At 61.3% G+C, this 13059-nt stretch carries 11 protein-coding genes; 7 read left to right on the forward strand and 4 right to left on the reverse strand.

Going from position 1 to position 13059, the window contains the following annotated elements; all coding sequences use genetic code 11:
• The first annotated feature begins 5 nt into the window (after positions 1-5).
• The 6 genes from HX805_RS28365 (at position 6) to HX805_RS28390 (ending at position 7349) form a co-directional block, all read left to right on the forward strand.
• The gene (locus HX805_RS28365) at positions 6-299 is read left to right on the forward strand and encodes a BolA family transcriptional regulator (RefSeq protein WP_003216739.1); all 294 of its coding nucleotides are present in this window, start codon (positions 6-8) and stop codon (positions 297-299) included.
• A 274-nt stretch (positions 300-573) separates the two neighbouring features.
• Positions 574-1518, forward strand: a complete 945-nt coding sequence (locus HX805_RS28370) for a rhodanese-related sulfurtransferase (protein ID WP_003216738.1) — start codon at positions 574-576, stop codon at positions 1516-1518.
• A gap of 3 nt (positions 1519-1521) precedes the next feature.
• Positions 1522-2157 carry a DsbA family protein gene (locus tag HX805_RS28375; protein WP_008433236.1) on the forward strand — a complete coding sequence of 212 codons (636 nt, stop codon included), beginning with the start codon at positions 1522-1524 and terminating at the stop codon, positions 2155-2157.
• Positions 2150-3970, forward strand: a complete 1821-nt coding sequence (locus tag HX805_RS28380) for an ABC transporter ATP-binding protein (protein ID WP_003216734.1) — start codon at positions 2150-2152, stop codon at positions 3968-3970. Before HX805_RS28375 ends, HX805_RS28380 begins: the two co-directional genes overlap by 8 nt.
• 75 nt (positions 3971-4045) lie before the next feature.
• Positions 4046-6508, forward strand: a complete 2463-nt coding sequence (locus HX805_RS28385) for an EAL domain-containing protein (RefSeq protein ID WP_177117512.1) — start codon at positions 4046-4048, stop codon at positions 6506-6508.
• A gap of 79 nt (positions 6509-6587) precedes the next feature.
• The gene (locus tag HX805_RS28390; RefSeq protein ID WP_218166164.1) at positions 6588-7349 is read left to right on the forward strand and encodes a TenA family transcriptional regulator; all 762 of its coding nucleotides are present in this window, start codon (positions 6588-6590) and stop codon (positions 7347-7349) included.
• Between the two features lie 21 nt (positions 7350-7370).
• Here the strand turns inward: HX805_RS28390 and HX805_RS28395 are convergent, their stop codons facing one another.
• The 4 genes from HX805_RS28395 to HX805_RS28410 form a co-directional block, all read right to left on the reverse strand.
• Positions 7371-8297 (reverse strand): GGDEF domain-containing protein, encoded by a 927-nt coding sequence (locus HX805_RS28395; protein ID WP_003216729.1) that lies wholly within the window; start codon positions 8295-8297, stop codon positions 7371-7373.
• 169 nt (positions 8298-8466) lie between these two features.
• Complete coding sequence (locus HX805_RS28400; protein WP_003216727.1) at positions 8467-9741, reverse strand: MFS transporter; 1275 nt, start codon at positions 9739-9741, stop codon at positions 8467-8469.
• Positions 9742-9928: 187 nt separating this feature from the next.
• Positions 9929-11083 (reverse strand): acyl-CoA dehydrogenase family protein, encoded by a 1155-nt coding sequence (locus HX805_RS28405; RefSeq protein ID WP_003216725.1) that lies wholly within the window; start codon positions 11081-11083, stop codon positions 9929-9931.
• A gap of 69 nt (positions 11084-11152) precedes the next feature.
• Positions 11153-12010 carry an IclR family transcriptional regulator gene (locus tag HX805_RS28410; protein WP_008433245.1) on the reverse strand — a complete coding sequence of 286 codons (858 nt, stop codon included), beginning with the start codon at positions 12008-12010 and terminating at the stop codon, positions 11153-11155.
• Between the two features lie 263 nt (positions 12011-12273).
• Here HX805_RS28410 and HX805_RS28415 point away from each other — a divergent pair, with 263 nt between their 5' ends.
• Entirely contained in the window at positions 12274-13059 is a 786-nt protein-coding gene (locus tag HX805_RS28415; protein WP_010175990.1) for an enoyl-CoA hydratase, read from the forward strand.

Raw genomic sequence — 13059 nt, forward strand, 5'->3', positions numbered from 1 at the left:
CAGGAATGACCATGCAACAGCGTATCGAATCGGCACTCGTCGCCCTGAGCCCGGAACACTTGAGCGTGCTGGATGAAAGCCATATGCACAGCCGTGGGTTGCAGACCCACTTCAAGGCCGTGCTGGTCAGCCAGCAGTTCGAGGGCCTCAACCGCGTCAAGCGCCACCAGAAGGTCTATGCCACGTTGGGTGACCTGATGAGCGAATTCCATGCGTTGGCGCTGCATACCTACACGCCTGAAGAATGGGCGAAAATCGACGCAGCCCCGGCCTCGCCGACCTGCGCCGGAGGTCACTGACACTGTGGCACATCAGCTTGATCTGGCGAGGGAGCTTGCTCCCGCTGGGCTGCGCAGCAGCCCTTCTGCCAATCACCGCGATCTTTCTGAAAGGTTGCAACTGCCTGGTTGGGGCCGCTCCGCAGCCCAGCGGGAGCAAGCTCCCTCGCCACAGTAAGAGGCGGTCCATAATCGTCGCCATTTTTGTTAGAATCCGCAACGCGCCGCTCAGTCGGCGCGTTTTTTTTGCATCCGGTTCACCCTTTACGAGGGTAGCCACCTGGAGAGAACACCCATGACTCAACCGATTGTCGTGGCGGCACTGTATAAGTTCGTCACCCTCGAAGATTACGTCGCCCTGCGCGAGCCACTGCTGCAGGCGATGGTCGACAACGGCATCAAAGGCACCTTGCTGATTGCCGAAGAAGGCATCAACGGCACCGTTTCCGGCAGCCGCGAAGGCATTGATGGCTTGATGGCCTGGCTCAAGAACGACCCGCGCATGGACGACATCGACCATAAAGAGTCGTACTGCGACGAGCAGCCGTTCTACCGCACCAAGGTCAAGCTCAAGAAAGAGATCGTGACCCTGGGCGTCGAAGGCGTCGACCCGAACAAGAAAGTCGGCACCTACGTCGAGCCGCAGGACTGGAATGCGCTGATCAGCGACCCTGAAGTGCTGCTGATCGATACCCGCAACGACTACGAAGTGTCCATCGGCACCTTTGAAGGCGCGATCGACCCGAAGACCACCAGCTTTCGCGAATTTCCCGACTACATCAAAGCCAACTTCGACCCGGCCAAACACAAGAAAGTCGCCATGTTCTGCACCGGCGGCATTCGTTGCGAAAAGGCCTCGAGCTATATGCTCAGCGAGGGTTTCGACGAGGTGTATCACCTCAAGGGCGGCATCCTGAAGTACCTCGAAGAGGTGCCGCAGGAAGAAACCAAGTGGCAGGGCGACTGCTTTGTGTTCGACAATCGCGTGACCGTGCGCCACGACTTGAGCGAAGGCGACTACGATCAATGTCATGCCTGCCGCACACCGGTCAGCGTCGAGGACCGTGCATCCGAACACTATGTAGCTGGCATCAGTTGCCCGCATTGCTGGGATAAGCTTTCAGAGAAGACCCGTCGCAGCGCGATCGACCGGCAAAAGCAGATTGAACTGGCCAAGGCCCGCAATATGCCGCACCCGATTGGCTACAACTACAAGCAATCCCCATCCTCCGAGGCCTGAGCCATGTCCGCACGCCTGCTCTATGTAATGGATCCGATGTGCTCCTGGTGCTGGGGTTTCGCCCCGGTGGCCAAGGCGCTGGTTGAGCAGGCCCAGGCCGCAGGCGTGGAGCTGCACCTGGTGGTGGGCGGCTTGCGCACCGGCAGTGGCGCGGCGCTGGAGCCGACGACCCGGCGCTATATTCTTGAGCATTGGCAGGCCGTGACCGACGCCACCGGCCAGCCGTTCAAGCGTGAAGGTGCACTGCCTGATGGTTTTGTCTACGACACCGAGCCGGCTTGCCGCGCCGTGGTCACTGCCCGCAGCCTGGCGCCGGATTGCGCGTGGAAACTGCTGGGCCTGATCCAGCAGGCGTTCTACGTCGAAGGGCGCGACGTGACCCGCGCCGACGTATTGGTGGAACTGGCCGAGACCGCCGGCGTGCCGCGTATCGAGTTCGCCGAAGCTTTCGACCGCGCCGACCAGCACGCGGCCACCGCGGCGGATTTCACCTGGGTCCAGGACCTGGGCATCGCCGGTTTCCCGACCTTGCTGGCGGAGCGTAATGGGCAACTGGCGCTGCTGACCAACGGCTATCAGCCGCTGTCCGAATTGGCGCCGCTGCTGAGCCGCTGGCTGGAGCGAGCTGCCTGTGCATGATCAGCCCGATCCCGTTGAGCAACCCAAGCGTGTCGACCGGCTGACCTGGGCGGAAGTCCGCCGCCTGGCGCTGCATCACAAGAAATCCCTGTGGATCGCCAATGGCGTCGCCGTGCTGGCGACCTTGTGCAGCGTGCCGATTCCATTGCTGCTGCCGTTGCTGGTGGACGAAGTGCTGCTGGGCCATGGCGATGCGGCACTGAAGGTGATGAACCACGCATTGCCCTTGGGTTGGCAGAAGGCCGCCGGCTATATCGGCCTGATGCTGCTGGTGACCTTGCTGCTGCGTTGCGGCGCCCTGGTGTTCAACGTGCTGCAGGCGCGGTTGTTTGCGCGACTGGCCAAGGACATCGTCTATCGCATTCGCGTGCGGCTGATCGAGCGCCTCAAACGCATTTCCCTCAGCGAATACGAAAGCCTGGGCAGCGGCACGGTGACTACGCACCTGGTCACCGACCTGGACACGGTGGACAAATTCGTCGGTGAAACCCTCAGCCGGTTCCTGGTGGCGATGCTCACCCTGGTAGGCACCTCCGGGATCCTGATGTGGATGCACTGGAAGCTGGCACTGTTGATCCTGCTGTTCAACCCGCTGGTGATCTACGCCACGGTGCAGTTGGGCAAGCGGGTCAAGCACCTGAAGAAGCTGGAAAACGACAGCACGTCGCGGTTCACCCAGGCGCTGACCGAAACCCTCGATGCGATCCAGGAAGTGCGTGCCGGCAATCGCCAGGGCTTTTTCCTCGGGCGCCTGGGCCAGCGGGCCCAGGAAGTGCGGGATTTTGCGGTCAATTCCCAGTGGAAAAGCGACGCCTCCAGCCGCGCCAGTGGCTTGCTGTTCCAGTTTGGTATCGACATCTTCCGTGCGGCGGCGATGCTGACGGTGCTGTTTTCCGACCTGTCCATCGGCCAGATGCTCGCGGTGTTCAGTTACCTGTGGTTCATGATCAGCCCGGTGGAACAGTTGCTGAACCTGCAATACGCCTACTACGCGGCGGGCGGGGCGCTGACGCGGATCAACGAATTGCTGGCCCGCGCCGATGAACCGCAATACGCGGGCGGTGCCGATCCGTTTACCGGACGCGAGACAGTCGGCATCGAAGTGCGCGGCCTGAATTTCGGCTACGGCGAGGAACTGGTGCTGGACCAGTTGAACCTGAACATCGCCCCGGGTGAAAAAGTCGCGATTGTCGGCGCCAGCGGCGGCGGCAAAAGTACCCTGGTGCAGCTGTTGCTGGGGCTGTATACGCCGCAGGCCGGCAGCATTCGCTTCGGTGGTTCGACCCAGCAGGAAATCGGCCTGGAGACGATTCGCGAGAATGTCTCCGTGGTGCTGCAGCACCCGGCACTGTTCAATGATACGGTGCGCGCCAACCTGACCATGGGCCGCGAGCGCAGCGACCAGGCCTGTTGGCAGGCGCTGGAAATTGCCCAGCTGGATGCGACCGTCAAGGCGCTGCCGCTGGGCCTGGACAGCGTGGTCGGACGCTCCGGCGTGCGCTTTTCCGGTGGGCAGCGTCAACGCCTGGCCATTGCACGGATGGTGCTGGCGGAGCCGAAAGTGGTAATACTCGACGAGGCCACCTCGGCCCTGGATGCGGCAACCGAATACAACCTGCACCAGGCGCTGGCGCGGTTTCTCAGTGGCCGTACCACGTTGATCATCGCCCACAGGCTGTCGGCGGTGAAACAGGCGGATCGGGTATTGGTGTTCGATGGCGGCCATATTGCCGAAGATGGCGACCATCAGCAGTTGATTGCTGATGGTGGCTTGTACGCCAAACTTTACGGACACTTGCAACAAGTGCGGTGATTTAGCCTACGCTGAGCTATCAGGAGCGGTTTTCACTCGCGTGCGTATTTTAGTTGTGCATGTGCAAGGGACCTCATGAAGCAAAAGCAGACTCTCGGAACCCCTCGGTTATTGGGCATTGTGTGGCCTTTTATCGCCGTCGTGCTGTTCCAGGCATTGTTAGGCTGCGTCAGTCTCTACGTACTCTCGGCGGTGCGCGGTTATGTGGCGGGCGAAAGCCTGTGGTCCAAGGGCCAGAAAGACGCGATCTTTTACCTGACGCTCTACGCCGACAGCCGCGACGAAGCCACCTACCTCAAATACCAGAACGCGATTGCCGTACCCCAGGGCGGGCATGAGCTGCGGCTGGCCCTGGACCGCCCGACGCCGGACCTGCCTGCCGCGCGCCAGGGCATCCTCAAGGGCGGTAACCACCCTGACGACGTTTCCAGCCTGATCTGGCTGTACCTCAACTTCCGCCATTTCAGTTACCTGGAAAAAGCCATCGAACTGTGGACGGTGGGCGATGGCTACCTTGTGCAACTGGACGACCTGGCCCAGGAGATGCACCGAGCGATCATGGCCAATCAGGTCAGCAGCAGCGACGTACACCGCTGGAAGCAGCGGATCTTCGCGATCAACGACGGGGTGACGCCGGCCGCGAAAGCCTTCAGCGATGCCCTGGGTGAAGGCTCGCGGATGATTCTGCGCCTGCTGCTGGTGACCAACCTGGCCACGGCACTGGGCTTGATCGTGCTGGCGCTGTTGCGCACCCACAAGCTGCTGGCCCAGCGGCATGCGTTTGCCGACGCGCTCCAGTTGGAGAAGGAGCGGGCGCAGATCACCCTGGAGTCGATTGGCGACGGAGTGATCACCACCGATGTCGACGGCGCCATTGCGTATATGAACCCGGCCGCCGAAGCCCTGACCCATTGGAAAGCCGCCCAGGCCCAGGGGCTGCCGCTGGCGGCGCTGTTCAACCTGCTGGACGAAAATGCCCAGGCCGACGGCTTTACCCTGATCGAACACATATTGGGCGGCCAGCTCGGTGGGGGCAGCGAGCACTCCAAGCTGATCCAGCGCCTGGACGGCACCACCGTGTCCGTCACCCTGGTGGGCGCGCCGATCCGCAGTGCCGGCAAAGTCGTCGGCGCGGTGCTGGTGTTGCACGACATGACACAGGAGCGCCAGTACATCGCCAACCTGTCCTGGCAGGCCACCCACGACGCCTTGACCGGCCTGGCCAACCGCCGCGAGTTCGAGTTCCGCCTGGAGCAGGTGCTGCACAACGTCGGGCGCCAGCAAACCGGGCGCCATGCCTTGATGTTCCTCGACCTGGACCAGTTCAAGCTGGTCAACGACACCTGCGGGCATGCCGCGGGGGATGAACTGTTGCGGCATATCTGCGCGCTCTTGCAGTCCGACCTGCGTGAAGGTGACACCCTGGCCCGGCTGGGCGGCGACGAGTTCGGCATCCTGCTGGAGAACTGCCCGGCGCCGGTGGCGGAAAAAATCGCCGAAAGCCTGCGCCACACCGTGCAGAGCCTGCACTTTGTGTGGAAGGGCAGGCCGTTTGTCACCACCGTGAGTATTGGCCTGGTGCACATCACGCACGCCCCGACCACCCTGGAGACTTCCCTGCGAGCCGCCGACATGGCGTGCTACATGGCCAAGGAAAAGGGCCGCAACCGGGTGCAGGTGTATCACGCTGATGACTCGGAATTGTCCCTACGCTTTGGCGAGATGGCCTGGGTGCAGCGCCTGCACATGGCGCTGGAAGAGAACCGTTTTTGCCTGTACGCCCAGGAAATCGCGCCCCTTGGGCACACCGAACAGGGGCATGGGCATATCGAAATCCTGCTGCGCCTGCATGACGAGGCGGGGCGGATCATCCTGCCGGACAGTTTTATCCCGGCCGCCGAGCGTTACGGCTTGATGACCTCCCTGGACCGTTGGGTGGTGGAGAACGTGTTCAAGATCATCGCGGGCTGCATGCGTGAGCGCCCGGGCCGGCCCATGGCCATGTGTGCGATCAATCTGTCAGGCACTACCATCGGCGATGAGGACTTTCTTGGGTTCCTGCGTGAGCAATTCATTGCCTACGGCATTCCACCGGAAATGATTTGTTTTGAAATTACAGAAACCAGCGCTATAGCGAATTTGGGTAGTGCGATTCGTTTTATCAACGAGCTCAAAGAGTTAGGGTGCCATTTCTCCCTGGATGACTTCTGCGCCGGGATGTCCTCGTTCGCATATCTTAAACATTTACCTGTAGACTTCTTGAAGATCGATGGAAGTTTCGTAAAGGATATGCTGGACGACCCGATTAACCGCGCTATGGTCGAAGTGATCAATCACATCGGTCATGTCATGGGTAAGCGCACAATTGCCGAATTTGTCGAGACACCCCAGATCGAACAAGCCTTGCTTGAGATCGGGGTCGACTACGCTCAGGGATACCTGATCGAGCGACCGCAGTTGTTTACCTTTGATAGTTTGCAGTGTCGACCTGTGCGACCGCAGCCCCTGTTATTCAAGGCGCCTGGCACGTTCCGATGAAACATTTGCTGGTCTGTACATATCACAAATCAAAAGGAGCCCGACAGTGATCGACACATTCAACAGAACCGGCCCGCTTATGGAAGCCTCAAGTTACCCCGCCTGGGCGCAACAGCTGATCCAGGACTGTAGCGAGAGCAAGCGTCGCGTTGTCGAACACGAACTGTACCAGCGCATGCGCGATAACAAGCTCAGCGCCAAGACCATGCGCCACTACCTGATTGGTGGCTGGCCGGTGGTTGAACAGTTTGCGTTGTACATGGCACAGAACCTCACCAAGACCAAATTTGCCCGCCATCCTGGGGAGGACATGGCGCGCCGCTGGCTGATGCGCAATATTCGCGTGGAACTCAACCACGCCGATTATTGGGTGCATTGGGCCCGCGCCCATGGTGTCAGCCTGGAAGAATTGCAGGCACAGGAAGTGCCGCCGGAGCTGCATGCACTGAGCCACTGGTGCTGGCACACCAGCTCGGCCGATTCGCTGATTGTCGCGATTGCCGCCACCAACTACGCCATCGAGGGGGCCACTGGGGAGTGGTCCGCCGTGGTGTGTTCCACCGGCGTCTATGCCGCGGCTTTCCCTGAGGAAGACCGCAAGCGCGCGATGAAGTGGCTGAAGATGCATGCCCAGTACGATGACGCACATCCCTGGGAAGCCCTGGAAATCATCTGCACCCTGGCCGGCATGAACCCGACCAAGGAACTGCAGGTAGAGCTGCGCCAGGCGGTCTGCAAGAGCTACGACTACATGTACCTGTTCCTGGAACGTTGCATGCAGCTGGAAAAGTCGGTGGCCGCCCCCCGCAAACAACCGGCCCTGGTTGCCAGCGAGGCGTAAACGGGGTGATGGCGGGGTAAATTACCCCGCCATTGCCAGCCGATTGCGGCCTTCACGCTTGGCCACATACAAGGCGCTGTCCGCCCGGCGCAACAGGCTCTCGGCGGACTCTCCCGCCAGCAAGGTCGAGCAGCCCAGGCTCACCGTCAATTCGATCCGCTCATCATCCGCCCAATAATCCTGGGCCTGTGCCGCCTGGCGCAGGCGCTCGCCGACCATCGATGCCGCGTCCCGGCCGGTGTTGGACAGCAGGATCAGAAACTCTTCCCCGCCAAACCGGAACACCATGTCCACATTGCGCAGCTGGCTCTTGATCGAGGCGGCGACCGCCTTGAGCACCTTGTCGCCCGTGGCATGGCCGTGGCTGTCGTTGATGTGCTTGAAGTGGTCGATGTCCAGCATCAGCAAGGACAGGGGTTGCAGGTGCCGGCGAGCCATGTCGATTTCCCGTTGCAGGGTCTGGTCCATGGCGATGCGGTTACCGGTTTCGGTCAGTGGGTCGCGCAGGGCACTGCGAGTCGCCGCACGGTAGAGCAGGGCATTGCGCATCGGGTAGAGCAAGGTGGCCAGCAGCGATTCCAGGTTGGCCAGTTCGTCTTCGAGAAAGCGTTGGTTGCGCCGAAACACCAGTTCGCCAAGGTGCTCGCCTTCATGGCTGAGGGCATAGCTCACCGAATGATGGCCGCGGTGACCGTACTCCAGGCGCAGGTCGCTGGCTTCGTGGCGGTATTGCAGGGCGTCCAGCGGCACCAGGCGTTGGATCTCGCGGAAGAACAACGCAAGGATATGCTCCGGCTCCAGGCTGGTTTGCAATTGCATGCCCAGTTGCTGGCGAAGTTGCTCAACCGTCGCGGGGCGTCGTGTAAGAAGGGAAGGCTGACCAAAGCCCAGGCGTTGCAATTTGGCGCTGTCGAAGTCAATTGCGTTGGTCTGGGTCGGTGTTTTCATAAGCGAATGAGCCTCTAAGCACAAAACTGTCTTACAGGCTGGGTGAGAGCGTCGTACTGTTCCTTCAGTTCCGTAGGACTGACGTACAGTCTAGCCCGGTTTGCCTAAGGGTATAACTGCCGCACGTCTTATAGCCGGGGCCGCGTTGCCGCGGGCCCCGGGTTAGGGCTTATTGTTTTTGCGGGTCGAACTGCTTGTCGCGGATAAACAGCGCTGGGATCACGCCGCAGATAAAGTACGCGCCGCCCATGACCAGGAATCCCACGCCAATCGAGCCATGGGACGCCAGGAAACCAATGGCTGCCGGTGCCACCGCCGCGCCGATTCGGCCAATGTTGTAGGCGCCGCCCACTGCCGAGCCGCGAAATTTCGCTTCGAAGCTTTCGGTCATGTAGGTCGCATTCACGCCGTAGGGGATGCCGTACAGGAAACCGAACACAATCAGCATCCACAGGATGTTGTCCGGGCTCTGGAACAGCACGATCACCGGCAGGAAAATCGCCGTGCCCAGCGCGCCGACGGCGAACACCAGGCGCCGGCCCAGGCGGTCTGCCGCGAGCCCGGCGAGGATCTTGCCGAAAATCATCGCCGCGTAGGTGCCGACCATGTAGCTGGTCATCGACTTGAAGTTCATCCCCAGCTCGCCTTCCAGGTACGACGGCATCCAGTTGTTCACGCCGTAGTAGCCGAACTGCAGGAAGCCTGCGGTCAGTGCCCAGAGGATAAACATGCGGCTGGCTTTCGGGTCGCTGAAGATCAGCTTGAACATGCCGTCGGGTTTCTTCGCCGACACGCGCTTGATGCCTTCGGCCTTTTCCCGGGCACGTTCGGCCTGGGCCTTGATCCAGGCTTGCGGCTCCGGCACCAGGCGTTGCATCAGTACGGCGAGGATCACCGGGATGATCGCCACGTAGAACAACCAGCGCCAGCCGTGGTTCGGCAGGATCCAGCCGGCGAGCAGGGTGGCGACGATGTAGCCCACCGACCAACCGGCCTGCAAGGTGCCGAGCACGGTGGTGCGATAGCGGGTCGGCACGTATTCGGCCATCAGGGTGTTGCACGCGACATACAGCGCGCCGAGGCCCAGGGACGCGAAGAAACGGGTGCTCGCGAACTGCCAATAGCTGTGGGTCATGCCCAGGATCGCCGTGCCGGCGGAGAACAGCACGATGCTCCAGACCACGGTTTTCACCCGGCCAAAACGGTCACAGGCCCAACCGCCGTAAATCCCGCCGATGGCCATCCCGGCCAGGGTGAAGCTGCCCAGGCTGCCGGCTTCGACGCTGGTCAGGCCGAACTCGGCCTTGAGGCTGCTGAGGCTGTAGGACAGCAGCATCAAGTCGGCACCGTCGATCAGCAGGCCGAGGAAGCAGAAGATGAATACGATGATCCACAGTTTGTTTTGCGCGGGCGACAACGCACCCGCCGAAGCGGCGACTTCCATAGCGATACCTTGTTGTAGTTGTTAGGGCACAAGTTATGGGTGTTGCGGTAATGCGGTTGGAACACGGTCAAAATGTGGGAGCGGGCTTGCTCGCGAAAACGGTGTGTCAGTTAATGCATCCGGTGGCTGATGTACCGCATTCGCGAGCAAGCCCGCTCCCACATTGGTCCAGTGTTGTTCCCGGGGTTCAGTGCTTGGCCTCGCGAATCATGTTGCGGGCGATCACCAATTGCTGGATCTGCGTAGTGCCTTCATACAGGCGGAACAAGCGCACATCGCGATAGAACCGCTCGATGGCGTACTCGCTCACATACCCGGCACCGCCGTGAATCTGCACACAACGGTCGGCCACGCGGCCGCACATTTCCGTGGCGAACATTTTCGAGCAGGACGCTTCGGTGCCGATGTTCAGGCCTTCGTCACGCTTGCGCGCGGCGTCCACCACCATGCAGCGGGCGGCGTAGATCTCGGCCTTGCTGTCGGCGAGCATCGCCTGGATCAGCTGGAACTCGGCGATCGGCTGGCCGAACTGCTTGCGCTCCAAGGCGTAGTTCAGGGCATCGTTGAGCATGCGCTCGGCGGCCCCGACGCTGACGGCGGCAATGTGCAGGCGGCCCTTGTCGAGCACCTTCATTGCGGTCTTGAACCCCACGCCTTCGACGCCACCGATCAGTTGGTCGGCCGGTACGCGCACGTTGTCGAAAATCACGTCGCACGTGTGGGCGCCTTTCTGGCCCATCTTGTGGTCGCGCTTGCCCAGAGACAGGCCGGGGGTGTTGCGCTCGACAATGAATGCACTGATGCCGCCCGCGCCCTTGATGTCCGGGTTGGTACGGGCCATCACCGTGTAGATCCCGGCGTGGGGGGCGTTGGTGATAAAGCGCTTGGTGCCGTTGATGACGTAGTGATCACCGTCGCGCACCGCCGTGGTTTTCAGCGAGGCGGCGTCGGAGCCGGAGTCCGGCTCGGTCAGGCAGAACGAACTGAGCAGTTCACCGCTGGCGAGTTTTGGCAGGTAGTGCTGCTTCTGCGCCTCGGTGCCGTCCAGCAGGATGCCGATGGAGCCGATGCCGTTGTTGGTGCCGAAGTAGGAACGAAATGCCGGCGAGGTGCGGCCCAGTTCAAAGGCCACGTTGACCTCTTCTTCCATGGTCAGCCCGAGGCCGCCGTAGGCTTCGGGCAGGGTCAGGCCAAACAGGCCCAGCTCGCGGAACTGGCTGACGATATCCGCCGGGACGTCATCGGTCTCGGCCAGTTCGTTTTCCCGGGGGATCAGCGCCTCGTTGACGAACTGCTGCAGGGTTTCCAGCAACAGATGAAGCGTTTCGGGGTCTCGGATCATGTGCATTCCTCAGCGGCCCGTTCGGCGGGCCTGTTGTCGTCAATCTGCCGAGGCCTTGCACCGATCTGTCTAGCGGGCGGCGGCCTCGATGTTGTTCACCATGTGCTTGAGACGGGGCCCGATGTCGTCCTCGAGTTTCTCCCGGGAAAGGTGAAAACTCGGTCCGCCACAGTTGAACGTCAGCAGCCCATGTTGTGCATGCAGCAGCGGTACGGCGATGGCGTTTACATCGCGGTGCCACTCACCGATCGACATGCAGTAGCCGAAGTCGGTGTAATCCCGGAAGGCACGTTCCAGACCCTTCCTGATGCCCGGCCAGTCCTCCAGGTGACGCTGGCGGATATGGTCGAGGATAAATTCCCGCTCGTTTTCCGGCATCGCTGCCAGGCAGGCGCGGCCTGCGGAACTCAAGTGCAACGGCAACCGTGTGCCGACCTGGCGGCGCATGGTCATGTTGGCTTCACCCTGGACCACGTCCAGGTAAACCATGTCCAGGCGGTCCCGCGTGGCCATCGCCACCGCGGCCTGGGCGTACTTGGCCATCGTCTCCATCAGCGGATGGGCCACGGCCCGCACCGACAGGTTCGACAGCATTGCGTAACCGAATGCCATCACGCCCACATCCAGCTGATACCGGCCTGACTGCGGCAGGTGCTTGAGATAGCCCAAGCGGGTCAGCGTATGGGTCATCCGCGTAATCGTCGGCTTTGGCAGCCCGGTCTTGCGTGCCAGCTCCTGGTTACCCAGCACGCTTTCGCTGGGGGTGAAGCAGCGCAGCAATTCCAGGCCTCGGGCCAGGGCGGTGACGAACTGGCGGTCCTTGTCTTCTTCCTCGTCGGCATTCATCGGATCGATCAGCAAGTGCTCGAAGGCGTGGTTGCCGGCAGGTGTTTCGGGTGTGTTCGGGTCCAGGTTTCGACGGCGCATGTTAGTCCCCCTTTTTTTAGAAAATCAACAAAACAAAATTGTATTCCGCACAGCGAAACTAATCAACTTTGCGTGGTGTTGTCTTTTTGTTTAATAAAACTCGTCTAAACAACGAGTTATAGCCCGATTTATCGGAGGTTCAGGTTTTTACGTTTACATCACGGCAACTCGGTCCTTATGATTATCGCTAAATACGGAATGTTGTTTCGCATAGCGAAACTGGCGATATCCGAACTAACAAGAACATTGCAGCAGGAGAATTTGTGGCCAGCCTCGACCAACCCGTAGTGCACCTCGACGTCCAGGACAATGGCGTCGCCGTGGTACGCATCCACCGTCCCGAAGTGAAAAACGCCTTGAACGCCCAGGTTCGCGAAGAGCTGGCCGAGCACTTTCGTGCCCTGGCCAAGCGCCGTGATGTGCGCGCCATCGTGCTCACCGGCGGCGACCAGTTCTTCGTGGCCGGTGCCGACATCAAGGAATTCGCCAGCGCCAGCCCGATCGAGATGTATCGCCGCCACACCGAATACCTGTGGGAAGCCATCAGCCGCTGCCCCAAGCCGGTGATCGCCGCGGTGAACGGGTTTGCCCTGGGCGGCGGTTGTGAGCTGGCCATGCATTGCGACCTGATCGTCGCCGGGGAATCGGCGCGCTTCGCCCAGCCCGAGGTCAAGCTGGGCCTGATGCCGGGCGCCGGTGGCACCCAGCGCCTGGTACGCGCCGTGGGTAAGTTCCAGGCCATGCGCATCGCGTTGACCGGCTGCATGGTCAAGGCCCCGGAAGCCCTGGCCATGGGCATGCTCAGCGAAGTGGTGGCGGATGACCAGACCATCCCCCGCGCCCTGGAACTGGCCGCGCAGATCGCCGCCTTGCCGCCACTGGCGGTGGAGCAGATCAAGGAAGTGATGCTGGCCGGCGCCGACCTGCCGCTGGAAAGCGCGCTGGTGTTGGAGCGCAAGGCCTTTCAACTGCTGTTCGATTCGGCAGACCAGAAGGAGGGCGCCGCGGCGTTCTTCGAAAAACGCACCGCGAACTACCTGGGGGAATGA

The organism is Pseudomonas sp. G5001 (genome assembly GCF_013385475.1).
Classification (GTDB): Bacteria; Pseudomonadota; Gammaproteobacteria; order Pseudomonadales; family Pseudomonadaceae; genus Aquipseudomonas.

Bases quoted from the DNA above. Each gene is read 5' to 3' on its own strand.
- HX805_RS28365 (WP_003216739.1), top strand. From the start codon at position 6: ATGACCATGCAACAGCGTATCGAATCGGCACTCGTCGCCCTGAGCCCG.
- HX805_RS28395 (WP_003216729.1), bottom strand. From the start codon at position 8,297: ATGAAAACACCGACCCAGACCAACGCAATTGACTTCGACAGCGCCAAA.
- HX805_RS28405 (WP_003216725.1), bottom strand. From the start codon at position 11,083: ATGATCCGAGACCCCGAAACGCTTCATCTGTTGCTGGAAACCCTGCAG.
- HX805_RS28400 (WP_003216727.1), bottom strand. From the start codon at position 9,741: ATGGAAGTCGCCGCTTCGGCGGGTGCGTTGTCGCCCGCGCAAAACAAA.
- HX805_RS28375 (WP_008433236.1), top strand. From the start codon at position 1,522: ATGTCCGCACGCCTGCTCTATGTAATGGATCCGATGTGCTCCTGGTGC.
- HX805_RS28385 (WP_177117512.1), top strand. From the start codon at position 4,046: ATGAAGCAAAAGCAGACTCTCGGAACCCCTCGGTTATTGGGCATTGTG.
- HX805_RS28370 (WP_003216738.1), top strand. From the start codon at position 574: ATGACTCAACCGATTGTCGTGGCGGCACTGTATAAGTTCGTCACCCTC.
- HX805_RS28390 (WP_218166164.1), top strand. From the start codon at position 6,588: ATGGAAGCCTCAAGTTACCCCGCCTGGGCGCAACAGCTGATCCAGGAC.
- HX805_RS28410 (WP_008433245.1), bottom strand. From the start codon at position 12,010: ATGCGCCGTCGAAACCTGGACCCGAACACACCCGAAACACCTGCCGGC.